Raw genomic sequence first — 22,886 nt, forward strand, 5'->3', positions numbered from 1 at the left:
TGCTTATCTCGCTTTCAAAGCGGCGAGCACATGGCCCAGCCGTTCGTTCTGTTCGGAGGTTATTTCCCGGCCTGCGCTGTGCCCCGCGTTAGCCAATGTCAGGGCTGCCAGCCCGGACAGCCAATCGCCAAAGAACAACTTCGCCTGATTGGCCGGTTGTGGTGGGAGGATCGGCACCTGGCCGTGCTCCACATCACGATAAAAGGCGAACAGGTGATCCTTGCTGCCCACCAGGCTTTTCGGCCGTTGCGCCAACGGCGTCTGAATGAAGCCGAACCAGGACACGAAATCGCGCAGCACCAGTTGCACTTCCAGCACCTGACGCTCAACCAATTGGTCGCGACGGGCACCGCTCTGGGCGCGCTTCAACACGGCCTTTGCCAGTTGCCCCGGTAGATCCTGTCGGTAACCGGCAGTGATCAACTCATCGGCCACGGCTTCGATCACCGGTTTGCTCAGGCCCAGCAGATTGAGCAAATTCTGCCGGTTGGCCAGATCGCGCAGATGAGCGATCCAGGCATTGAACACCGCTTTTGCGAAACGATGATCGCTGCCTTGCAGTTCCGGCGCCGCCGCCGATGCCTGAGGGCTCGGCGCGGCGCTGTCATCGGCGCTCGGTTCGGCGCCGAAATCGGCAAAATCAAAGCCGCCACTGTTGCCATACAAACTGGTGGGCTGGGGTTCGTCTGCGACATCATCGGCGGCGGGTGCGCTGTCGTCCTCGTAGATGCCGCTCAGGTAAAGGTCGCGCACACCATCGCTGGGCAGTTGTAGGTGGTCGATCAACTCGCCGGCGATTGCCTGATTCTTGCCCACTTGTTGCAGGATCAGTTGCGCCTGGGCACGTTTGGCGGCCATGGCACCGTCGCCATCGGACTGATACCAACTGCTCAAGCCGTGGGTGGTGAGGTCGTCGAGGCATTCGCTCAACTGTTCGCGAATTCGCGACAGTTTGAACTCGGTATTGGCCACGCCATTGAAACTCTGGCTGAAGCGCTTGATACCGCCGTCGTTGATTTGCAGCAGCGCCGACCACGCCTGTGCGGGCTGGTTGACGTGTTTGATCACCAGTTCGTTGGCCGCGAAGGTCTGGCCCAGCAGATCAATACGTCCCTGCGAGCGCTCCAGGATGCGCAACTCATCGCCGTCTTCGAGCTCGATAAAGGGCGTTTCCATGCGCGGTTTGCGCACCAGATAGGTGTTGTGGAAAGGTTTGCCTGCCCAGTCCGTCATCCAGTTGAACGTACCAAAGCGCTCGATCATGGTCAGCTTGATCATGCCTTCCCACGCCGCATCAAGCATGTTCTCCGGCGTGCTCAATGCGCCGGAGATGCGCTTATCGAGCATGGTCAGCGCCCAAATCAGGCCGATGCCGCTGCGTTTGGCGCGATCTTGTGCGTCGATACCTTGGGTTTTCTCGATCCAGCGGGTCAGCACCGGGCCGACGTCGCTCACATCGCTTTGTTTGTCCGATGCTGTGCAGACCACCAGCGCGTTCATTTCCTGGCAATCGGTATAGCGTTCGAACAAGTAAGCGACTTTGCCGCGCAACAGCAGTTGCGACACCATGTTGCCGTCGGCGCCGCTTGAGTCTTTCAGCTCGCGCAGCTTCATCCGCCCGCGATAGCCGGGGAAGTCCAGCAAGTCGACTTCGTTGACGACCTTGTCCTGAGGCTCATTGATCAGGCAAAAGGTCATCTCGGTGGTCAATGCCGCGAGCTGCGCCACGGTAATCGATGCGCTGGCGCCGAGTTGGCCGTCACGCTGGGGGCGAACGTCAATCGACAGGTCGGCGCTGGTGTCGAAGCGGTTAAGGATGTCGACGTTCATGATGCTGTCGGTCTGGCTGTATTGGCCATTGCCATCCGGGCTGACCAGCGCGCTGAGCGGGGCGAAAACAGTGCTGGCATGGCCCAGCTTGGCCAGCGCACTGCTGAGTTTTTCATAGACGCGGGTTAATGCTGGCTGCTCGCCCCAGAGGATCGAAAACAGTTCGCCGCGTTGCTGGATGCTCAAGCGTGGCGCGAGGCGTAATGCGTGGGGCCAATACAAGTGCTGCAGTTTTTTGACCGAGCCTTTGAAGTTGTCGTTCAGGTAATCCCAGAGCGAAACCACGTCGTCGGCGCTGACGCCGGGCACCTCCACCGAGCTTTCGCGGCCCTCGACGGCTTTGAGAATCCGCTGGATGCGTGCTTCGTCGATGTCGTAATCAATGTGCTCAAGATCGAAGTCCTTGAACCAGGCGTTGGCGAGGATCTTGGCAATCTCGATTTCGCTGAACAGCTTGAGCTCCACCGGGAACGCCGGATCGGGGCTTGGCAAGGCGCCGCGGCTGAAGCGCGTGACCAGCCCGGTCGCTTCCTTGCCGCCGCCCACCGGGTTGATGTGGGCGATGAAGTCCAGCGTCTTGTCGCCGAATCGGGTTTCCAGCTTGCCGTTATCACCTGCGGCCAACGCTGAAATCAGGTACGACTTGCCGGCCTGCGACAGGCCGAAAAAGCCGATGGTCATGGGCGTGCAGGCGACGCGGCCCAGGCTGCTGGCCAGGTTGCGTGCGCGGTGCAGGCGCAAGTTCAGGTTGTCGGCTTCGCCGTCCAGGCGCGGCGCATTGCCGCGTGTCTGGCTGATCCATTGCAGCGCCTGGCCGGCACCTTCGTGTACTGCGGCCCAGTTGGCCGACAGCTCGGTTTGTTGTGGGGTCAGGTCGCTCATTTGCGTTTCACGCTTCCACTGTCGAGCCAATACTTGGTCTCGCTCAGGCCTGCGTCGAGCATGGTATTGAGCTCCAGCTCCAGGTCGCTGCGCGGGTTGAAATTAACGTTGTTGCTGTTGGATTCGATGCCTGCCACCGACAATCTGTCGCTCACCAACCCGTGCTTTTTGGTGTGTTTGTCGGGAGCCTTCACTTCGAATCGTACCTTGAGCAGGGGCGCTTGATTGTCAGAGCCCACGGCCCTTGAGAACTTGTCACGGCCTGCTGGCGTGAAGCGTAGCGTGTACAGCGGCGACGCGGCCCAGCGCTCTGCGGCTAATTGACGGAAACCCAGGCGCAGATCGCCGCGCATTTCCAGTTGAGGGGTGTCTGCGTCATCACCCACGCCCACCTGCGGCAGTTGAATCTTGCCGTCCTGTGACTGGATGTCGCGATACAACACGTCGGCGTCCTTGATCACGTTGTTCAGGTCGATCACACCAATGTGCTTGACCGTCGAATAAGGCTTGAGCGCCGAAGAGCGGAAATAGAAATTCGGCACGCTGTGGTTCGCACACAGCAGGCACAGCATGGCGCCCACCGAGGCGGTGCTTTTCGGGTCGTCGATCAGGCCGCTTTTGTGAAACGGATACCAGCCGCCGGTGCGGTAGTTTTGCAGCGGCAAGATGCGCCCGGGTGGCAGCGGCAGCATCTTGCGAATGAACGCTTGCACACCCGGCAGGCGCGAAGGGCGCCCGGTCAGCAGCAGCACGTCGCACGGGTAGTGGAAGATCACTTCGCACAACGCGCCCAGAATTTTGGTGATGTTGATCTGGTCGTTGAGGAATGCCGCATGCAGTTTTTGTAGATCGAAACTGATCGGCGCATCGAACAGGTCGAACGTACTTTGCACGCCGACGTCTCGGCGCACGGCGCTGTTGACGTATTCGAGCACGGTCTGGCTGATCGCATGGTCGCCCAGTAAATCCCGGTAACTGTGGACTGAAACAGCCACCGGAGTTTCCGGATCGTATTGCTCGTACGCCTTGAGCAGTGCCAGGCCCAGCGGCGTGAACACTTGCAGGTTTAGTTGCTGGCGCAGGATCAGGTCTTGCGCGCTGACTGACTCATCGCCGCACAGGCGCGACATCAGCGAGCCAGGGGATTTGACCCCGGCGTTGAGCAGGGCTTTTTCAAAGCTTGGGAGCACAAAATCCTGAATCACATCGAGCAGGATGTCATCGCCCGCGACTTTGAAGCCGTCTCGAAAGCGCTGCTCGGGCACGATATGCACGTTGCTGCCGCTGCCGGAATTGCCCGCGCGATCCAGGCGATAGTCGGTGATCACCAGGTCAGTGGTGCCACCGCCGATGTCGATGGTCGCCAGGGTGATGCGCTCGCGGTCGGTTTTGTCCGGACGCGCGATGGTGTCGAAGAACTCTTCTGGGTGCCCGGCGAAATTCTCGTTGACCTCGGTGTACAGGTACACGAGCTGGCCGCAGGAGGCTTCGTCCCACTCGACGCGGATGCTGGGCATTGGCGTGCTGGGCGGGTGGAGCTCATCGCTCTGAGGGTCTTCTTCGCCACTGTGCCAACCCATGCTTTTCCAGACCAGGCCGATGGCTTGCTGCAAACGCTCGTTGAGAATACTGCGCTCGGCCTGCGGCATGCCGGGCGGTACAGTCAGCGTGATGCTGTTGAGCTGGCGCGGCACGCGGGTGTGGCCTTGGCGCGAACGTTGCGCCGGGCTGTTGATTTGCGAAAGCGCCTGAGCGAGGACTTCGGCGAGCATGAAGGTCATCAACGAACTGCGCGAATAGCGTGGCATGAACACCGGCAAGCGGTCGTCTTCATCCAGCGTATAAAGCGCTTCGCCGGTTTCGTTGATCAGGTGCGAAAACGGTGCGGCGGTGGCGTACGGCTCGTTATCGGTTTTGATGTACGAGCAGTTGAAACGCCAGCCGTGGCCATAGGCGTTTTCATCCCACAGGTAACGTTTCGGGCTGGACAACCCGGTCGAGCCTTCGGTGCCTCGACGGCGGCTCGCCAAACGGCTGGCCTCGCTGCCGACCCGCGCAATGGTCGCCCACTGGAAGGCATCATGGCGTCCGCTTTTGACCGAGCAATGGTCTTTGCCGAAGTAGGCCTGGGAAAACTCCACGCGGCTTTCGAAAGGCTGGCTGTAGGTGTGCTCCGGGGTGATGAGGTCGCGCAATTCCAGCACGTAGTTTTGCTTTAGGCCGGAGCCCGCCTGACCGTGGTTCTCGATCAGGATGCCGCAGGTTCGCGAGTTGCCGACATCCAGCACAAGGTCCACCGGAATGGGCTTGACCAGGCTTTTGCTGTCGTTGGCAACCACCTTGAGTTCGGGGATCTCCACGCGGGCTTTTGGGTCTTGCTGACGGGCCTGTGCCGGGCCGCTGAGCAGGTTCAGGACATTCAGGTAGTGCGCCAGGTGGTGCCCGGCGCGGATGTCGATGTCCAGCTCTTCGCGTGAGCGGTTCGGATTGCCCTCGTTGAAGACCTCCAGCAACCACTCGTTGACCCAGCCTTGAGCCAGGAACCAGCGTGTTTCCCGTGCCTTGCTCGCCAGCTTGAAAGACACGCCGGAGCTGATGTCTTCTTCGTTGGGTGCAAGATAGGCCGTGCCGTCACGTTTGCGCATCACCCGGCTGTCGAAGGCCAGGGTCAATCGATGGCTGTTGCCGTCGATGTCGGGCGCAGCCAGCTTGACGATGCGCATGCGCGCCCAGTTGGTCGGGCCCTCGTCGAAGCGGTGCGGCGGCATGAAGCGAAAAAATGGCAGCGGCAACCAAAGACCGTCCAGCAGCTCCAGGCTGCTGCGCATGTCGATGCTGAAGACCGGCTTGGCTTTCTCGATCTTTTCAGGCTCGGGCTCATAGAAGAAGAAATCCTTTTCCTCGTTGTAAAGCAGCCGACAGATCAGCCCGCTGGTCATCGGCGCAAATTCACCCGCCGGTTCTTTGCGCGGGTCCAGGCGCAGGGCGAAATCCAGGAACTGAACACCGGTGTCGCTGACCAGGGAAACGGTATCTTCGAATTGAGTGACTTCAGGCAGCATGTCAGGGTCTTCCAGTCTTATTCGGTCATCTGCCGCATGGACATAGGGAATTTCTCGGCGCCGTATCCGCCGGTGCAATCAGCGATGCTTTGGGCACCTTTCCCACATTCGATTTTTGGCATGTCGTAGGTACTGCCGTCGCCACACGCGGCCTGTGCGCTGCTGTTGATGGACAGGTTTCCATTGTTCATCGCCGCACTGACCGGCCCGGAGCAACTGACCCCGTTAGCCTGGCGAACAGTGACTTCGCCTTTGCCGTCCTTGAATTGGTATTCCAGACGCAATGGTCGGCCTGTCCGCCGATCTTGAATGCCGGCGCCCGCACGGTAATGGCCGTTGAGGAAATCAGCCGCGCCATTTTTCGCATTTGCCGGGATGCTCAGCGGCGCAGCTGTTTGCGCAGGCTTTTGGGCCGGTGTCGTTGGCGGTGTCGTTAGCGCATTGGCTGCCTGCGCCTGCTCTGCAGGTTTGGGCGGCTCAGCGACCGGCTCGTTGGGTTTGTCCTCAGGCGTCGCCTGGGGTGTAACGCTAGCCTCTTTTTCAGGATCGGGCGCTGCGGATACGGCGCCATTGGTCGATGTTCCGTTGCCATCGAGCACCGGTCCATTCACGCCATTTCCCGCGCTGACTGTCTGGCCGGACAGGCCTTGCTCAGACGACACCTTCGGTAGATCAACAGCCGGCAGCCCTGGAATGGCCAGCGTCGGTACGCAGCTGCGCAGCCCGAACAGCAGCAGTAGCAATAGCAACAACAAAAGCGGCAACAGCCACCACCAGCGACGCCACCAGGACTTACGGACCAACACCGTCGGGGCTGGCTCCACCACGGGCTCGACCGGCGTCGCAGGCGGCAGCGCGAATTCGAGCGCATCGGGTTTGGGGTACAGGCAGTGCAGGGGTTCAAGACTGCGGTCGGCGTTGGCGTGTTCAAAGCCCCAGAACGTCAATACCGGCTTGCCATTGACCAGGTAGACGAAGTTTTCGTCGGGGAAGTGGATGACGCGCTTGAGCAATTTGCCGAATACGGCTTTGTCGCCTTGCTGTTCAGCCGGATCATTACCCAGGAACCGAACGCTCAACTCGTTCAGCGCAGCGTCGAGTTCCTCAAGTTGTGCGCGGGCAGGGGCGCGTTCTTCTTCCGTTGCGGCACTCCAGGGAATCACATCCCCTTCAATGCTGCTGTACCAGTCGATCTTGTTACCCAACTCGTCGCTTTGAGGGATCGCGAGGTGATCGACCAGTTTCGGGTTTTTGCGGCGAATGGCTTCGCGCAATTGCAGTGCGGCCCGATAAACCGGCTGACCGGATTCTCCGAGCGCGGTAAATGACTCACTTTTGCCGCTACGTAACAGTGCGCCTTGCATCCTTGCTCCAAACGATAATTTTTCCGCGAACACGACGCATGAAACATGTCGTATTACAACTGTGATACAGGACAGTAATGGCAAATCGCTCAGGTCGTCAATCTTGCCTGCGGTGTCGCGTATTAAAAGCCTTTCTCATTAATGAGTCAGTTCATGAGTTAGCAAACCGAAAAGCATGGGCTGATAAATGTCCTGCAATACGGTGGGTTATCACGTTCGGGGTGAACCCGAGCTCAGCGTTCTGTGTCCTGTTTGTTACCGGGCGGATGCTCTAACGTGGCGCCATTGCAGGCAGCCCCCAATCCTCCAGCACAAACTCGGCTAACGATCCCAGCATTAAATCGGCATGGGCGTATTGGGTGACCGGCATATGTGAATCGGGCACGGCGATGGCATACATTCCTGCCGTTTTGGCTGCCGTCACACCAAATGGTGAGTCCTCGAACACCAGGCAATCCCTGGGGTCGACACCCAAGCGCCGCGCCGCCACCAGGAAGATATCCGGCGCCGGCTTTGCTGCGGTGACATCCGGATCATCTGCAGTGACCACATGCGCGAACAGCTCGAACCAGGCGCGATGCAATGTTGTCTTGGCATGGAAGTAGTGAATGGACGAACTGGTGCCCACGGCAATTGGAATATTGTGCTCGGCAAGGTGTCGCACCAGGGCTTCAGCACCGCGCATGGGCTGGGCGTGGGGGAAGCGCTCATCGAGCATGGGTTGGCGAATGGTGAGAAATTGCTCGGCAGACATCGGCAACTGAAGGGCTTTGGTCACGTATTCAGCGAAGTCCTGAGAGCCACGACCGATGGTGTGCTGTTTCACCGCCCAGTCAAACGTCTTGCCGTGGCGCCGGGCGATGGCGTCGGTGACTTCGGTGTAGATGCCTTCGGTATCGAGCAACAGGCCGTCCATGTCGAAAATGACAGCCTTGATCGGTCCCTTTGCGTTCTGCGCTTGGCTCATCTCGTCGATCCCCTGTGCAAATTGAGGCCCAGCCTAACAACTCGTCCAAGACAATGGCTAGCGTCGAAATGTTCTAAATAGCCGGGTATGGCAGATCAACTCATTTGCGAAGGATGCCGCCATCGCACGTGAGTGCTAATCTGCCCCGGCTCTTGGCAGCGGCAGATGCTGCGTCGGCCTGGCTTGTCCCAACCGCCGAACCTTCTCCGGGGTCAGGGAAGACATCAATCATCACCAGAACGGACATCTTTGAGTCGACACATGAATAAATCAGCAAAAATTGCCGTAGGCGTCGTTGTAGTCGCTGGCGCGTTGATCACCGCAGGCGCCTGGTACACCGGCGTGCGGCTGGAAGGGGTGCTTGGCGACGCCATTGTCGAGGGGAATCGGCAGCTCAAGACGGCCTTGGTCGGTCAGCAAGGGGATGCCAGCGTGGAGCTGGTTTCGCTGGATCGCCACTTCTTTACCAGTACCGCGCATTACCGGGTCACTTTGCTCAGCCCTGAATTCAATCAAGGGCAGCCGGTGGAACTGCTGTTTGTCGACAATATCGAGCATGGGCCGTTTCCGTGGTCACGCGTGAAGTCGTTGGCGCTGGTGCCAGTGATGGCAGCCAGTAACATGCAACTGGAGAAGAATGCGTTCTCCGAGCGTTGGTTCGCCATGACCAATGGCCAGGCGCCGGTTCTCGGGCACTTCAGCATGGGCTACGACCGCGCAGGCGAAGGGCGGGTGGAGTTGCTGCCGTTCCAGTTCGCCGATGAGAAGGGCTCCTTCAAGTTTTCCGGTTTCACCCTCAATGCCGCAGCCAGTGGCGATGGCGAGAAGCTCAAGGCCACGGGCAACCTGGAAAACCTCGACATCAACGCCAAGTCCGAAGAAGGGCCGGTGCGCATTGCGCTCCAGGGGTTCACGTTCGAGACGGGCGGCACCAAGGGCAAGTCTGGTTTCTACCTTGGGCACAGCGACGCCAAAGTGGCATCGGCGGTGTTCCAGGTGGTTGGCAAACCCGCCGTGGAACTCAAGGATTTCGTCAATACCAGCCTGCTTCAGGAAGTGGAAGGCAACCTGAGCGCGCAGGTCAGCTACGACATCGGCATGATCAGCTATAACGGCAAGGAAGTCGGCTCAACGCAGATGCAGTGGAAGTTCGCCAACTTCGACATCGCCGCCACCCAGACGCTGCTGCAGTTCTACAAGGACAGGATTCAACCGCAGGCCCAGGCCGCCGCGATGGCGGGTGTGCGATTCGTTCCGCAACTCAGCCCCGCCGATCAGGCGCTGGTGCATGCGCAAATGGGCAAGCTGCTCGCCGCCAAACCGCACATCGAGCTGGAAAAGCTGGCGCTGAAAACCAAAAACGGTGAAAGCCATTTCAGCCTGGCGATGGACCTGAACAATCCGACCTCGCTGGACCAACCGGCACCTGAGCTGCTCAAGCAGTTGCTGACCCAGTTGGACGCCAAATTGTTGCTGTCCAAACCGATGATTCAGGACCTGGCAACCTTGCAGGCCGAATCTGCGGGTGTTACCGATCCCGCGACCATCGCGCAGCAAGCCAAGGACGCGGCCGAAACGGCAGGCGCCATGGCAATCATGCTGGACGTGGGCAAAGTTGAGGGCGACAACATCACCTCCACCCTGCATTACGCCGACGATGTGGTCGATTTCAATGGTGACAAAATGACCGCCCAACAGTTTGCCGGCGCCATGATGGGCAAGGCTGCGATGCTTAACGGCGGGCAGTAACGAGTTGCTTGAGCTTGGGCCTGACTCAAATCCTGGAGCGCAATTGCCCGACAGCGTGCTGGGTCAGCCTGCGGATGCGGCACAGGCAAGTGTCTATCGTGGGCAGGTGCGCTTCGGGCAGGTGACGTTCAAACCGGTGGCTGTCGCGCAATCTCGATGGGGGCCTCATGCCCGTCAGGCTCAGGCTGCGCAGTACGCGACGACATTTCAGCGCGTAGCTGCGGCAAGCATTGCGGATACTGCTTGGCGACGAAACTGATCAGCCGTTCGCGCATGTGGCAGCGCGCATCCCAGCTTCGCGATGAATCCGCCGAACTCAACAACACCCGCAACTGCATGGCCCGGTCCGTGGTGTCGGTCACTTGCAGCACGCACACCCGACCGTCCCACAGGTGCGGAATGTCCTTGCAGATTCGCTCCGCCTCCACGCGTAGCTCCTCCAGTGGCAACGCGTAATCCACCCACAAAAACACCGAGCCAATCAGGCTTGAGGTACTGCGCGTCCAGTTCTGAAACGGCTTTTCGATGAAGTACTGCAATGGGATCACCATCCGCCGCTCATCCCAGATTTTCACCACTACATAGGTCCCGCTGATCTCCTCGATTCGCCCCCATTCGCCCTCCACGATCACTACGTCGTCCAGACGAATCGGTTGTGAAATCGCAATCTGTAGCCCCGCAATAAGATTCCCCAACACCGGTTTTGCGGCAAAGCCCGCCGCCAACCCAGCCAGGCCAGCCGAGGCGAGCAGGCTGGTGCCGATTTGCCGAACCGGCGGGAAACTCATCAGAATCAGCCCGGTGCCGAACAGCACCACCAGCACATTCAGGCAGCGCACCAGCACCCGAACCTGAGTCTGGATGCGCCGCGCTTGCAAGTTGTCCTCGATGTCCAGTGGATTACGGATCGCCACCGCCTCGCCAATCGCCTTCACGCAGCGCAACGCCAGCCACGTAAAGCAGGCCACCACCAGCATGCCGTTCACGTGCCGGACCGTCTTGATCAACATCAAATCGTCTGGCGCCGAGGTCCACACGGTTTGCAATGCCAGCAAAGGGATCAGCCACAGAGTAGGCGGTGCGCCACGATAGATTAGTTGTTGCGCAAAAATGAACGAGTGAGCCACCCGCTTCAGCAGCGCCAAGGCGAGCCAGCGAAGCAACAACGACAGGCCAACGGCAACAGCCGCAGCCATCAGGGTGTCTAGCCAAGGCAAAGGCAAGGCCGCCAGCCAGGCGTCTGGGAGTACGTGTTCCATAAGGGATGCTCGCGAGGACGACGGTTCAAAGACAAGGATTGTGAGCCTGCACACGGCACAATCGTTCCCTCGCCTGCCGCAAGTCCCAGCGTAGACGCTTTTCGGGCCTCAGCGACCGAGCGATCTTGAGTCGTTGAACGGCCGATAACAGGCGCGTCCGGAACCGGCTTCCAATTGCAGCATGACCAGCCGATCAACGAGTTCGCTGTTATCCCCGGTGCTGGTATCGATCACAAACTCGGGGTTGAGCGGTGCCTCATAAGGGCTGTCGATCCCGGTGAAATTACGTATCCGGCCCTCCCGCACGGCGCGATACAAGCCTTTGGCGTCGCGGCGCATGCATTCCGATAACGGCGTGCTCACATGCACTTCGATAAAATCACCCTCAGCGAAATGCGCACGGCAGGTATCACGATCAGCGCGAAAGGGCGAGATGGCCGAGACAATCACAATCAGCCCAGCATCCACCATCAATCTGGCGACCTCGCCGATGCGCCGCACATTCTCCCGACGGTCTGGGTCGCTCATGCCCAAGTCCTGACACAATCCATTGCGCACCCGATCGCCGTCGAGCAAGTAGCTGTGCAGACCATGCGTCTGCAACGTCTGATCCAGTTGATTGCCCAGCGTCGACTTGCCCGCGCCGGACAAACCCGTCAGCCATATGCAGCAAGCACGCTGTTGTTTCGTCGCCTCGCGCTGCGCCTGATCCACCGTCAGCTCAGGCGCGATAATCAGCGGTCGCGGATCTGTTTTACGCTCAGTCATAGGCGAACAGCTCATAGTCACGGGCATACACCTCGCGAATTCGTCTGCGTGAAGCGTCGGAGCATAACGCCGCTGTTTTATAACCCAGGCCGGGGGAGCGGTTGATGTGCTGGAGCTGCGCGCTAATACCCAACTGCTCGCACAACGCCGAAAAGTCAGCCTCCAGGTGTTCCTGACGACCGATAAAATCGACAGCGATCTGCCCCATCGAGTTTTGCAAAAACTGATGCTGCGGCGCGAAATGTATCTGCCTCGAAATATTATCCACGTGCAGCCAGCTATCAATGAACGTATCGAACCGTGAATAACGACTCACCAACTCATAGGCCGCTCTATCTCGCGGCTGCGGGTTCTTTAACAAATAGCGATAAGCCGATAACGCGCGATGTAAGGGATCGCGTACAAAGCCAAACTTGAAATACTCTTCGTACTGCTCCTTGAACTGCTTCTCATACCAATACAACGGCAAATGGCCGGTGGGTGTATCACCAAATATCGACATCGCCACACTGCTGCCCGCGCACTTTGGTACATGAATGAAAATGCACTCGAACTGATTGAACACCTCGGGAAACACGGGCTTACGGGACAGCGTTTTGTTCACAACCTGCCGATCGACGACAGAAAACCGCTCAAGCAAAAGCTCACGTTGGTTCTTTGGAAACAACTTCCATAGTAAGTGCTTCATGGTGGAGGGCCTGTAACGTTATTTTAATCGATGGTCAGGCTACAGGGTGTTGTAAAGGAGGGAGAGGAACTTTGCAAATAATTTACGCTGGGGTTTTGAGTGTGTTTTATTGTAGAGGGATGTACGGTTTCTGATACATGCAGGCGGTTTTTTGCTGTGATTTTAGTCGGGTTTCTTATCGCGTGAGTATTTTGTGATTGGGTTCATCATTTGGTCCATGAGTGGGGGAGCATTGAGGCTGGGGAAGCATTAAAAAGTTACATCGAAATTGCATTTTTTATGATTGCCAGCGCTGAAATAGGCACCGAACATCGGCAACTTCTCACTCAAATGTTGTAGGCAATTACATACGTTACTGTGGGAGGTTTCCGATTTTTTGGTGGGCGGATAGAGATTTGCCCCGTGATATATGTTGAGTATGTTCACAGAGGTATATTGAAGTCGCTGACCATTTATGAAAAGGACTCGGGTAAAACGCTTTTCTGGGAGCCAGGAATGAGAAAGCTTGTTGAAAAGGATAGCAAATGAAATTGAGTTTATCGTGGACGACTCGGATCGACGGCGTGAGTTTTGGCGGAAACCAGACTGTCAAAGATTGGGTGGACCTCCGGCCGCAGTTAAACACTCTTCAGGAAAACAGGAAGCCTACGCCTTGTTCTTGTTGACGGCCTGGAAGTAGGTCCAGTTAGTATGCATCTAGAGGCTGACAACAAAAATATCTGGTGACTTTGCTCGAAGACATGGGCGAGGACACGAATGTTAGAGAGTACGACAACCCAACCGCATCCGCCGAAATGGTAGAAATCCTCGGCGACAACTGGGATACCCGCCAACTCACCGAGGACTTTGATCTGGTGGTCATGCTGTTCAAAGAGTTCTTTGAAACAGGAGACATTTCTCGCCAATGGTTAAATTGATGCTGCCACCTGTTCGCCAATGCCATCCGCTCTGGTATGTGTCACTCGATCTATACGGCAATATCGATCCGAAGGACTTCCCAGTTTTCGAAGCGTCCCGGCGAGCGGTACAACGCGTTTATTGCCTGGAAAGTTCAAAGTCGCTGATATCGAAGCCAACCTGGACTGGACCAGACTTCCAACAACTACCGACAACGATTTAAAGTGCGGTATTGGTTGCTTAATCATTTGGCCAAGTGTCCTTGATGCCTTTGGATCGACGGTAAAGATACAATACGATTCGCATAGCTATCATCAGCGAGATAACGATTGCGGCAGGCAGCCATGAACAACTCAGATAATGCTCCAGAATGTTGTATAGAAGGACGAACGGCGTAGCCAATGCTGTCATTTTTAAGTAGTAAATAATCATTGCTATTAACAGTCCTCCTCGTCAGTCTTTAATGGATATTTAAATATTTTCTTTGTAGTCTAAAAGTTCGTTTGAGTAGCCATCGTGGATTGGATAGTTCTGGCATCGGCTGCTTTGCATGCAGTCAATTTTATGATGTTGGTCGTTTAGTCATTCGGCCAAGTGTCCTTTATTCCTTTAGAACGCCGGTAGTAATATAAACCGGCACATGCAGTTATCATCAAAGTGAGGACTATCACCACAGGTAGCCATGAATCGCCAAAATAAAATTCCAAAATGTTGTAAAAAACAGCAAGCGGGAAAAAATTATCGCGTATAGCAAAATACTTTTTATGGCCGAACACATTCTTTTTCATCCTCATTGCCCAAGCACTTAGCGACTAGTTTAGTGGCTTGCCAGCCAGCCTGGATCATAACTGTTTGGTTGATTTTCTTTTTGTGTGCTGCTTTGCGTGCTGCCAATTTAGCTGCACGATTGGTGGTGTTGGCAGCCTGGCCTGACAACGTTTTGATTGCCTTGCCTGAACTGAATACACCCTTTGCTGAAGTCAGCAAACCCGGCACCACCGCACCGAGTCCCCCTGAGAGAGCTACATGGTTCCAATTAATATCAACACACCGCCACTTAACATCAGTCAGATCGCGATCATTATCCCAGTTGTCTTTCATCTGACCTGCGACCTGTTTGCCCACTTGCACTCCAGCCTCAGCTGATATGGGCTGTTTTGCGAGCATTTATTTTTGTTGCCCGGCTAACGATAATATTTGCTTAATCATTCGGCCAAGTGTCCTTGATACCTTTGGATCGCCGGTAGAGATACAGGCCAGTTCGCAGAGAAATTAGCACTACGCCGAACAATACGAGTGTTAACCACGTTTCGCCAAAATAAATTTATAGGATGTTTAAAAGGAATGCAAATGGGATGCTCACCGCCGTATAAATTAGAATTTCCTTAATGGTTTTAATCATGACTCGTCGCACTCCTGTTCTTCGTCTCTAGATAGGCACTTAGTAATCAGTTTGTCGAGCTGTCAGCGAGCCTGACTCGCGACTACCCCCTTGATAGTGTTGATATGGGCTATTTTGCGAGCATTTATTTTGCTGCACGGTTAACGGTATTGTTTGCTTGATCATTCGGCCAAGTGTCCTTGATACCTTTGGATCGCCGGTAGAGATACAGGCCGATTCGCAGAGAAATAAGCACTATGCTAAACACACCTGCTGTAAGCCATGTATCGCCAAGGTAAACTTCCAAAACATTGTAAAGAATAGCAAACGGTAAAAATATTGCCCCTTTAAGCAAGATGCGTTTGATCATCACGTGTCACACCCTTTCTCTTCTTCTTTGCTGATACATTTCGAGACTAGTTTGGTGGCTTGCCAGACTGCTTGGGTTTCAACCGCTTCCTTAATGTTTTTTTTATGAGCGGCCTTGCGCACTGCTAATTTGGCCGCACGATTGGTGGTGTTAGCAGCTTGGCCTGACAACGCTTTGATAGCCTTGCCTGAAGTAAACACACTCTTAGCTGAAGTCAGCAAACCCGGTGCCACGGCACCGAATAATCCCGCAACTCCGACAAGCTTCCAATTAATATCAACACACCGCCACTTAATATCAGTCAGGTCGCGATCATTATCCCAGTTGTCTTTCATCTGACCTGCGACCTGTTTGCCCACTTGCACTCCAACCTCAATAGCTGCGCCCAGTGCCGCACGGTCCAGAAAGCCTGAGATAACAATCAACGGCACTATGAGTCCGCTCGGGTCATATATGAGTCGCGACCCCTCGGCATTACGCAAGGGCGGCAACCTGGCGCAAGGTGGCCTGCTCGGCGAGTACCTCGAAGGCCTGCCGTATCGCAGCAAGTCATTGAGCATGAGCCAGGATTTATGGCTGTCGCTCAGTGTGGCGGAGCAAGAGGACTTCATCGACGAGCTTGATTCGAAAATTCGCCTCTACGAAACCTTCCATAACGACCTCGCTAATTGGGTACGTTTCGGCAATGCAGAACCTGGCGACGCGTTGTACCGCGTTCCGTTGTCGACGCTGCCGTGATGTTGAGCCTGCGAGAAGTGCGCAAGACCTGGGGCGAGCGCGGCCAGCGTTTCAGCCTGGAGATCCCTCATCTGGAACTTGCCGCTGGCCAGCAGATGGCGCTGGTCGGGCCCAGTGGTTGCGGCAAAAGCACGTTGCTTGATCTGTTGGCGCTGGCACTGGCCCCTGATCAATCGCGGTATTTCCAGTGTTCTCTGTCCCAACGCGTGGTCGATGTTGCCGCGCTGTGGCAGGCCAAACAGCACAATCGGCTCGCGCAGTTGCGCAGTCGATACGTGGGTTACGTGCTGCAAACTGGAGGGCTACTGGGGTTTCTTACGGTACGTGGCAACATTGGCTTACCTGGGCAGTTGTCGGGTCTGAGTAACGACCGCAGCGTTGAGGCGCTGGCCGAAGCACTTGAAATTGGCGACCAATTAGACAAGTACCCTCAACAGCTATCTGTCGGCCAACGCCAGCGCGTCAGTTGTGCCCGTGCATTGGCACACCGTCCCCGCCTGTTACTGGCAGACGAGCCCACCGCAGCGCTCGATCCGCTGAATGCCCGTCGGGTGATGCAGCTGTTACTCGACCGCACACGCGAGCAGGGAGTTTGTTGTGTAGTCGCCACCCACGATGAGCGCCTGATAGAGGACTCGGCCCTCAGTGTTTTGCGCATCGCCTGTCAGCGGGATGCCGACGGTGGCGTCACGGCGACGTTGCAGGTCTGGCGTTGATGCGCCCGATCTTGTTGATGTCTCTGGCCTGGCAGGACTACCGCGCCGATGCTCGCTTGTCGGTCTGCACGGTGTTGGCATTGGTTGCGGTCATTGCGCCGCTGCTGGTGCTGTTTGGGCTGAAGTTCGGTTTGGTCAGCAGCCTGATCGAGCGGCTTGAGCGCGACCCGACGGTGCGCGAGTTGATTCCGTTGGGAGGAGGCCGTTTCAACGCTGCCTTTATAGATGGCTTGAGAGAGCGACCCGATGTCGCGTTCGCGATACCCAGAACCCGTCAGATCGCGGCCACGGTGGACCTTTCGATCCCGGCGCGCAACGCTGTGCTGAATGTGGAGATGATTCCAACCGCCATCGGCGATCCGCTGTTGAGCAGCCTGCCTGTGCCGACCGGGCTGGACACCGTCTTGCTCAGCCACACCGCAGCAGAAAAAATCGGTGCCGTGGCGGGCGATTGGCTCGACGCTGCGTTTACTCGCCAGGTTGCCGGTCGGTCGCAAGCGCAGCGAACACGGCTGAAAGTGGCAGCCATTTTGCCACTCGCAGTATTTGCACGAGACGCGATTTTTGCACCGTTGGCGCTGCTGGAGGCGGCCGAAGACTACCGCGACGGCCGCGCTGTCCCGGCGTTGGATTGGGCAGGAGACATGGCGTCCAGCGAGCCGCGCGTGTTTGCGTCAATGCGCTTGTACGCTCGGACGTTGGGCGACGTCGAGCCGCTGCGTCGCTATTTCGTTGAGCGCAACCTGTTGGTGTCAACTCAGGCCGCCACCATCACTCAAGTGCTGTCCTTGAGCCGCAACCTGTCGATTGTTTTCTGGATCATTGCGGCCTTGGCCGTGCTCGGTGCCTGCGCGGCCATTTTTGCCGGGGCACTGAGCGCAGTCGAACGCAAGCGACGCGAATTGTCAGTGCTGCGCTTGCTGGGTTTGAGCACTGGCTCGTTGCTGTTGTTTGTCGTGCTACAAGCGCTCTACAGCGGGCTTTTGGCAGTGGCTCTGAGTGCTGCGCTCTATGGCTTGGCCGAGCGCGGCCTCAATCATTTGTTCGTGCAAACGCCCGGCGAGTACGCCAGCCACCTGTTGCTGCGTCACTACGGTGTCGTCCTGTTCGCCGTAGTCAGCGCCAGCGCACTGGCTGCTGCGTTGGGTGGTTGGCGGGTGGCGGGCATTGACGCATCGAAAGGGATCAGACATGTCTGACGTGCGCTGCCTTATTGTCAGGCTGATAGCCGCATCAGTGTGCTTTGCGGTTACCGCCAGCGGCAGCGCCGCTGACCCACTGGACAACCCCAAGCCCCTCGCCGATGACCTCGTATTGCCGTTGCCGTGTGAGGGCGAGATGGTGTTCCGCTACGTCTACGTGCTGGCTCAAGGCCCACTGGACGACCGCGAAATCAGCCTGGGTTATCCGTTCAACGAGGGCGAGGCGGGTTACAAGCAGTCGTTTATTTCTGGTTACCGTCGAGACTTCATCAATGGTCAGTTCACCCTGAGCGACCTGTCAGGGGACTGGCGCAAGACAATCGGCCCGTTATTACCCAAGGCCAACGAGCAAACACCGCTCAAGCCGATGCTGTATTTCATCGGTAAGTACGAGGTCACCGCGCGGCAGTACAGGCAGGTCATGGCCCAGGCGCAATCGTTGGCCAACGATGAGCCAGCACCAGCGTGCGAGCCGCCTGAAGGCATGGCGGGACGTCTGCCGAAAGTCAATTTGTCGCGTTTCGACGCCGAACGTTTCTCGGCGGTATACAGCGCATGGTTGATCAAGCATCACCGTGACCTTCTGCCGGTCAGTGGAAGAGATAAAAGTGACGACGGCGGCGTGGGTTTTGTGCGCCTGCCCACTGAGGTCGAGTGGGAATATGCAGCGCGTGGCGGCCAGGCGGTAAGCCGTCAGGCATTAGAGGCACGATTGTTTCCTCGCCGCCTGGACGGCAGCGAAAGCGATGGGCCGCTGGCGGGCTGGGCAGTCTTCAATCAGGTCGCCGGTGGTACCGGCCAGGCCGTGCGGTTGACGCCAATCGGCAGCAAATTGCCTAACCCCATCGGGATGTTCGACGTCATCGGCAATGCTGCTGAAATGGTTCAGGAGTCGTTTCAACTGGTGCGTGCGGGTCGTCGTCAGGGGACCTACGGCGGTTTTATTGCCAAGGGTGGCAACTACCTCGAAGGTGAGGGCACGCTGTTCACCGGGATGCGCCGCGAATATCCGCTGTTCGGCGCTGATGGCACCGAGCAGCGCAATGAGGCGACCGGCTTTCGTGTGGCTATCGGCGCGTTGTCCGCACCGCGCTCACGCTACAAGGAATTGTTCGAGCAGTGGCAGCAGGAAGGGCGTCTGGCCACGCTGACAGACGCGATCGACGACGCGCAAGACCCGACCAAACGGCTCGATAACATCATCTCCTCCAGCAGTGATCCGCGTCTGCAGGCTGAGCTTGGGCGGGTCAATGAAGAGCTCAAACGCGACCTTTCGCTGATTGCTCAGCAACGCGAAGAAGCCGCTGGCAACCTCATTCAGTCCGCTGCGTTGGTGGCTGAAACCATCAACAACTACAACATCCGTTTGATCAATCTAAAGAAAAGCCAACAGCAGGCTGCCGACGCCAAAGACGAGGCCAGCGCCCGTCTGTTCGCCATTGCCATCGAGAACGGTAGCCGGGCGCTGGAAGGCACCGTGGCGATCTATATCGACAACCTCGCTACAGGCACGCGCTACACCGATGCGGTGATTCAGGCGCAACTGCAGCGGGTCAAGCAAGAACTCAACCGCAAGCCGGTGCTCGGCAAGAGCCTGGTGGCGCGGGCCACGTTGTTCGTCCGTCACGTCGGTGAGTATCGCCAGCAAAAGCGGGCAGACCCAGCGGCGATATTGAAGGAAGTGCTCGTTGCGGCGGGTCAGCCATGACCGCGGCCTCCAGCGAGCTTAAAGGAAGTCGGGGCGGCGATCTGCGGGCCCGGCGAGTTAAACAGAAAAGAGAGTATGAAATGCAGTCTGTCCCTAAATCTATTATCCCAACCGTCAACCGCCGAGCATTGTCACTGGTGGCGGCAGGATTCAGCGCTGTGCTAATGACCGGATGCGCCACATCGCCGGTCTCCAAAGTGGGCGCCAGCACCAAGGTTGAATACTATCCAACCTGTTATGAGCCTGTGCAGCATCTGCGTGATTCCGACGCCAACGTGACCAAGTCGGTCGCGGGCGGTGCGGCCATGGGTGCAGTGGGGGGCGCTTTGGTCGGTGTATTGAGCGGCGACGGCGAGCACCGTGTACGTAATGCGGCCATCGGCGCGGCAGGCGGCGGGGTTGTGGGCGGCGACTTCGCTGGGCTCGGTAATCTGGTTGACGGATACCGTGCTGAGCGCAATCGCGGTGTATGGCGCTCGGGGTAGGTTTATTCGTCTGGGCGGTTCTTGAGTTCTACGGTAGCCGGTACGGCCAGCTTGGCTTCTTTGGCGATGCGTGCGGCTTTCAGGCGGCGCCGCAGCCACAGCACAGCACCCAGCAGCAGCAAGGCGCCCAGTACCCACAGCTCGTATTTCTTGACGTTACCTAATAAGCCTTCAAGTACAGCGCCGAAGTGATACGCGGCAGCTCCCAGCCCGGCAGCCCAAACCGCTGCGCCAATGCCGTTGAGTAGCAAATAGCGCCCCGGCGGATAGCCGGAAAGGCCGATAGCGATGGGCATTACGGTACGCAGGCCATAGACAAAACGGAAACTCAGCACCCAGATATCGGGATGCCGCCGAATGTGCTCCAACGCCCGGTCGCCCATTAGCTGCCATCGCGGCTTGCGCGCCAGCAGCTTGCGACCATGCTTGCGGCCCATGAAGTACCACAACTGATCGCCGGCGTAGCTGCCGAAAAAGGCCACGACCACCACCAGGTTAATGTCCATGTATCCGCGGAACGCCAGGAATCCGGCAAGCACCAATATGGTCTCACCTTCAAAGAAGGTCCCGAGGAAGAGGGCGAAATAGCCGAATTCTTGTAGAAAATGCTGGAGCATCATGTGGGTGCTGGCGAAATGAACGCGCAGCCTAACTCGCCGAAGACATTCAGGAAAGTGTGGATATGTGTCTCGACGTTAAAGTTTCCTACGCGCTTGACAGAATATTCCTCCATAAATGTCGGCTGCGTCTCGCCGTCGCACCGCAAACAAAGACTGTCACACATTGGTCATAATGGCGGCTTATAACTGTCGCGCTCGCCCGTCTGCGCGGGCTCTGGAGTTTTCCGTGAGCGTTGCCTTGTCCAACCGTTTGTGCCTGCTGGCGCGCTTGCGTCGTAACCGACATGATGATTTTTTCCAGCTGGGGGGTGCGCGAAAAAATTTTGATCGTCGATGATCTGATTCTTCGCGTATTTGTTCTGCACGGTGAAAACCGGGCATTGCGCAGCGTGTCACGGGCGCCGCGAGTGACTGCTTCGCGCAACTGGGCGTCATCACTGATGTGGCGCGGGCCCCGCTCACCACTCACGGGTTGAACGGCATCCTCAGTTTTTTCGCCGTTCGCGCCGCTCAACTGTTAAAAGGGCAGTAGCCTCACAGGATTACTCATGAATACCGAAGGACTCACCGAAGCCGCCGTCGAGATTGACGCCCAGGAGATTACGCCCGTGGTCGAACCGACAATTGAAGTCGTACCGGCGATCGAGCCCCCTCATCCGCCGGTGCCCGCCATTGTCGTGCCGAATCTGGATGACAGCAGTCTCTATATTCATCGCGAGCTGTCACAGTTGCAGTTCAACATTCGCGTGTTGGAGCAGGCGCTGGATGAGTCCTATCCATTGCTGGAGCGGTTGAAGTTCTTGTTGATCTTCTCCAGCAACCTGGACGAGTTCTTCGAAATTCGTGTCGCGGGTCTGAAGAAACAGATCGCCTTTGCCCGTGAACAAGCCGGTGCTGATGGTTTGCAGCCGCATCAGGCGCTGGCGCGTATTAGCGAGCTGGTGCATGGTCACGTTGATCGCCAATACGCGATCCTCAACGATATTCTGCTGCCGGAGCTTGAGAAACATCAGGTCCGGTTCATCCGCCGTCGTTACTGGACCACGAAACTGAAGACTTGGGTGCGTCGCTATTTTCGCGATGAGATTGCCCCGATCATCACCCCGATTGGCCTTGATCCGACGCACCCGTTCCCGCTGCTGGTTAACAAGAGCCTGAACTTCATCGTCGAGCTTGAAGGGATCGATGCCTTTGGGCGCGATTCCGGTCTGGCGATCATCCCGGCGCCACGTTTGCTGCCGCGCGTCATCAAGGTGCCGGAAGATGTCGGTGGCCCTGGCGACAACTTCGTGTTCTTGTCGTCGATGATCCACGCTCACGCTGACGACCTGTTCCAGGGCATGAAGGTCAAGGGCTGCTACCAGTTCCGCCTGACCCGCAATGCCGACCTGGCGCTGGATTCAGAAGACGTGGAAGACCTGGCCCGCGCCCTGCGTGGCGAGTTGTTCTCCCGTCGTTATGGCGATGCGGTACGCCTGGAAGTTGCCGACACCTGTCCGAAACACCTCTCCGATTACCTGCTCAAGCAGTTCAACTTGAGCGAGACCGAGCTGTATCGGGTCAATGGCCCGGTCAACTTGACGCGACTGTTCAGCATCACCGGGCTCGACAGCCACCCGGAATTGCAATATTTGCCGTTCACGCCGGCGATCCCCAAGCTGTTGCAGAACAGCGAAAACATTTTCAACGTGATCAGTAAGCAGGACATTCTGCTGCTGCATCCGTTCGAGTCCTTTACGCCGGTAGTGGATTTGCTGCGTCAGGCCGCAAAAGACCCGCACGTGCTCGCTGTGCGTCAAACGCTGTACCGCAGTGGTGCGAACTCGGAAATCGTCGATGCGTTGGTCGATGCGGCGCGCAACGGCAAGGAGGTCACGGCGGTGATCGAGCTGCGTGCGCGGTTCGACGAAGAGTCCAACCTGCAGCTCGCCAGCCGCTTGCAGGCAGCAGGCGCCGTGGTCATCTACGGCGTGGTCGGTTTCAAGACCCACGCCAAGATGATGCTGATCCTGCGGCGCGAGGCGGGCGAAATCGTCCGCTACGCGCACTTGGGTACTGGCAACTACCACGCTGGCAATGCGCGTCTTTATACCGACTACAGCCTGCTGACTTCCGACGACGCCTTGTGCGAAGACGTCGGCAAACTGTTCAGTCAGTTGATCGGCATGGGTAAGACGTTGCGCATGAAGAAGCTGCTGCA

15 protein-coding genes and 5 pseudogenes are annotated in these 22,886 nt (G+C 57.4%); 9 read left to right on the top strand and 11 right to left on the bottom strand.

The genetic code is table 11. From position 1 onward, the window contains the following. Positions 1-3: 3 nt before the first annotated feature. From VGC62_RS15440 to VGC62_RS15455, 4 genes are all read right to left on the bottom strand, one after another. Positions 4-2,712 (bottom strand): putative virulence factor, encoded by a 2,709-nt coding sequence (locus tag VGC62_RS15440; protein WP_331187946.1) that lies wholly within the window; start codon positions 2,710-2,712, stop codon positions 4-6. Then, positions 2,709-5,774, bottom strand: coding sequence for a virulence factor SrfB (locus VGC62_RS15445; protein ID WP_331187947.1), 3,066 nt, complete (start codon positions 5,772-5,774; stop codon positions 2,709-2,711). The genes VGC62_RS15440 and VGC62_RS15445 overlap by 4 nt, the downstream gene beginning before the upstream one ends. A gap of 17 nt (positions 5,775-5,791) precedes the next feature. Then, positions 5,792-7,138 carry an SrfA family protein gene (locus VGC62_RS15450; RefSeq protein WP_331187948.1) on the bottom strand — a complete coding sequence of 449 codons (1,347 nt, stop codon included), beginning with the start codon at positions 7,136-7,138 and terminating at the stop codon, positions 5,792-5,794. A gap of 271 nt (positions 7,139-7,409) precedes the next feature. Next, positions 7,410-8,105 carry an HAD-IA family hydrolase gene (locus VGC62_RS15455; RefSeq protein WP_331187949.1) on the bottom strand — a complete coding sequence of 232 codons (696 nt, stop codon included), beginning with the start codon at positions 8,103-8,105 and terminating at the stop codon, positions 7,410-7,412. Between the two features lie 261 nt (positions 8,106-8,366). Here VGC62_RS15455 and VGC62_RS15460 point away from each other — a divergent pair, with 261 nt between their 5' ends. Then, positions 8,367-9,854, top strand: a complete 1,488-nt coding sequence (locus VGC62_RS15460) for a YdgA family protein (RefSeq protein ID WP_331187950.1) — start codon at positions 8,367-8,369, stop codon at positions 9,852-9,854. Between the two features lie 128 nt (positions 9,855-9,982). Here the strand turns inward: VGC62_RS15460 and VGC62_RS15465 are convergent, their stop codons facing one another. From VGC62_RS15465 to VGC62_RS15475, 3 genes are all read right to left on the bottom strand, one after another. Next, the gene (locus VGC62_RS15465) at positions 9,983-11,113 is read right to left on the bottom strand and encodes a mechanosensitive ion channel family protein (RefSeq protein ID WP_414705806.1); all 1,131 of its coding nucleotides are present in this window, start codon (positions 11,111-11,113) and stop codon (positions 9,983-9,985) included. Positions 11,114-11,221: 108 nt separating this feature from the next. After that, positions 11,222-11,881, bottom strand: a complete 660-nt coding sequence (gene cysC, locus VGC62_RS15470; protein ID WP_331187951.1) for an adenylyl-sulfate kinase — start codon at positions 11,879-11,881, stop codon at positions 11,222-11,224. After that, entirely contained in the window at positions 11,874-12,569 is a 696-nt protein-coding gene (locus VGC62_RS15475; protein WP_331187952.1) for a sulfotransferase family 2 domain-containing protein, read from the bottom strand. Before VGC62_RS15475 ends, cysC begins: the two co-directional genes overlap by 8 nt. A 722-nt stretch (positions 12,570-13,291) precedes the next feature. Here VGC62_RS15475 and VGC62_RS15480 point away from each other — a divergent pair. Further along, complete coding sequence (locus VGC62_RS15480; RefSeq protein WP_331187953.1) at positions 13,292-13,486, top strand: DUF6911 family protein; 195 nt, start codon at positions 13,292-13,294, stop codon at positions 13,484-13,486. Positions 13,487-14,228: 742 nt separating this feature from the next. Here the strand turns inward: VGC62_RS15480 and VGC62_RS15485 are convergent. The 3 genes and pseudogenes from VGC62_RS15485 to VGC62_RS15495 form a co-directional block, all read right to left on the bottom strand. After that, positions 14,229-14,606: pseudogene (locus tag VGC62_RS15485) on the bottom strand (hypothetical protein); the annotation flags it as partial. Between the two features lie 386 nt (positions 14,607-14,992). After that, complete coding sequence (locus tag VGC62_RS15490) at positions 14,993-15,217, bottom strand: hypothetical protein (protein ID WP_331187954.1); 225 nt, start codon at positions 15,215-15,217, stop codon at positions 14,993-14,995. After that, positions 15,217-15,675: pseudogene (locus VGC62_RS15495) on the bottom strand (RHS repeat protein); the annotation flags it as partial. The gene VGC62_RS15490 and the pseudogene VGC62_RS15495, both read right to left, overlap by 1 nt. On the opposite strand from VGC62_RS15495, the pseudogene VGC62_RS15500 reads away from it, so the two are divergent. The 5 genes and pseudogenes from VGC62_RS15500 to VGC62_RS15520 form a co-directional block, all read left to right on the top strand. Further along, positions 15,665-15,955 (top strand): annotated as a pseudogene (locus tag VGC62_RS15500) (hypothetical protein); the annotation flags it as partial. The pseudogenes VGC62_RS15495 and VGC62_RS15500 sit on opposite strands and share 11 nt — an antisense overlap. Next, positions 15,955-16,671: an ABC transporter ATP-binding protein gene (locus VGC62_RS15505; protein WP_331187955.1), complete on the top strand. Its 717-nt coding sequence runs from the start codon at positions 15,955-15,957 to the stop codon at positions 16,669-16,671. The pseudogene VGC62_RS15500 and the gene VGC62_RS15505, both read left to right, overlap by 1 nt. Next, on the top strand, positions 16,671-17,870 hold the full coding sequence (locus VGC62_RS15510) for an ABC transporter permease (protein WP_331187956.1): 1,200 nt from the start codon (positions 16,671-16,673) through the stop codon (positions 17,868-17,870). The genes VGC62_RS15505 and VGC62_RS15510 overlap by 1 nt, the downstream gene beginning before the upstream one ends. After that, positions 17,863-19,581: a formylglycine-generating enzyme family protein gene (locus VGC62_RS15515; RefSeq protein WP_331187957.1), complete on the top strand. Its 1,719-nt coding sequence runs from the start codon at positions 17,863-17,865 to the stop codon at positions 19,579-19,581. Before VGC62_RS15510 ends, VGC62_RS15515 begins: the two co-directional genes overlap by 8 nt. 80 nt (positions 19,582-19,661) lie before the next feature. Then, positions 19,662-20,051, top strand: a pseudogene (locus tag VGC62_RS15520) (glycine zipper 2TM domain-containing protein); the annotation flags it as partial. 17 nt (positions 20,052-20,068) lie between these two features. Here VGC62_RS15520 and VGC62_RS15525 read toward each other — a convergent pair. Beyond that, positions 20,069-20,686 (bottom strand): DedA family protein, encoded by a 618-nt coding sequence (locus VGC62_RS15525; protein ID WP_331187958.1) that lies wholly within the window; start codon positions 20,684-20,686, stop codon positions 20,069-20,071. 226 nt (positions 20,687-20,912) lie between these two features. On the opposite strand from VGC62_RS15525, the pseudogene VGC62_RS27750 reads away from it, so the two are divergent. Together VGC62_RS27750 and ppk1 are read left to right on the top strand one after the other, a co-directional pair. Continuing rightward, a pseudogene (locus tag VGC62_RS27750) lies at positions 20,913-21,173 on the top strand (hypothetical protein); the annotation flags it as partial. Positions 21,174-21,234: 61 nt separating this feature from the next. Beyond that, the coding region (ppk1, locus tag VGC62_RS15535; protein ID WP_331187959.1) for a polyphosphate kinase 1 at positions 21,235-22,886 on the top strand (1,652 nt) is incomplete at its 3' end.

It is taken from the genome of Pseudomonas sp., from assembly GCF_036404235.1.
Classification (GTDB): domain Bacteria; phylum Pseudomonadota; class Gammaproteobacteria; order Pseudomonadales; family Pseudomonadaceae; genus Aquipseudomonas.

Bases quoted from the DNA above. Each gene is read 5' to 3' on its own strand.
- VGC62_RS15440 (WP_331187946.1), bottom strand. From the start codon at position 2,712: ATGAGCGACCTGACCCCACAACAAACCGAGCTGTCGGCCAACTGGGCC.
- VGC62_RS15445 (WP_331187947.1), bottom strand. From the start codon at position 5,774: ATGCTGCCTGAAGTCACTCAATTCGAAGATACCGTTTCCCTGGTCAGC.
- VGC62_RS15450 (WP_331187948.1), bottom strand. From the start codon at position 7,138: ATGCAAGGCGCACTGTTACGTAGCGGCAAAAGTGAGTCATTTACCGCG.
- VGC62_RS15455 (WP_331187949.1), bottom strand. From the start codon at position 8,105: ATGAGCCAAGCGCAGAACGCAAAGGGACCGATCAAGGCTGTCATTTTC.
- VGC62_RS15460 (WP_331187950.1), top strand. From the start codon at position 8,367: ATGAATAAATCAGCAAAAATTGCCGTAGGCGTCGTTGTAGTCGCTGGC.
- VGC62_RS15465 (WP_414705806.1), bottom strand. From the start codon at position 11,113: ATGGAACACGTACTCCCAGACGCCTGGCTGGCGGCCTTGCCTTTGCCT.
- cysC (WP_331187951.1), bottom strand. From the start codon at position 11,881: ATGACTGAGCGTAAAACAGATCCGCGACCGCTGATTATCGCGCCTGAG.
- VGC62_RS15475 (WP_331187952.1), bottom strand. From the start codon at position 12,569: ATGAAGCACTTACTATGGAAGTTGTTTCCAAAGAACCAACGTGAGCTT.
- VGC62_RS15490 (WP_331187954.1), bottom strand. From the start codon at position 15,217: ATGATCAAACGCATCTTGCTTAAAGGGGCAATATTTTTACCGTTTGCT.
- VGC62_RS15505 (WP_331187955.1), top strand. From the start codon at position 15,955: ATGTTGAGCCTGCGAGAAGTGCGCAAGACCTGGGGCGAGCGCGGCCAG.
- VGC62_RS15510 (WP_331187956.1), top strand. From the start codon at position 16,671: ATGCGCCCGATCTTGTTGATGTCTCTGGCCTGGCAGGACTACCGCGCC.
- VGC62_RS15515 (WP_331187957.1), top strand. From the start codon at position 17,863: ATGTCTGACGTGCGCTGCCTTATTGTCAGGCTGATAGCCGCATCAGTG.
- VGC62_RS15525 (WP_331187958.1), bottom strand. From the start codon at position 20,686: ATGATGCTCCAGCATTTTCTACAAGAATTCGGCTATTTCGCCCTCTTC.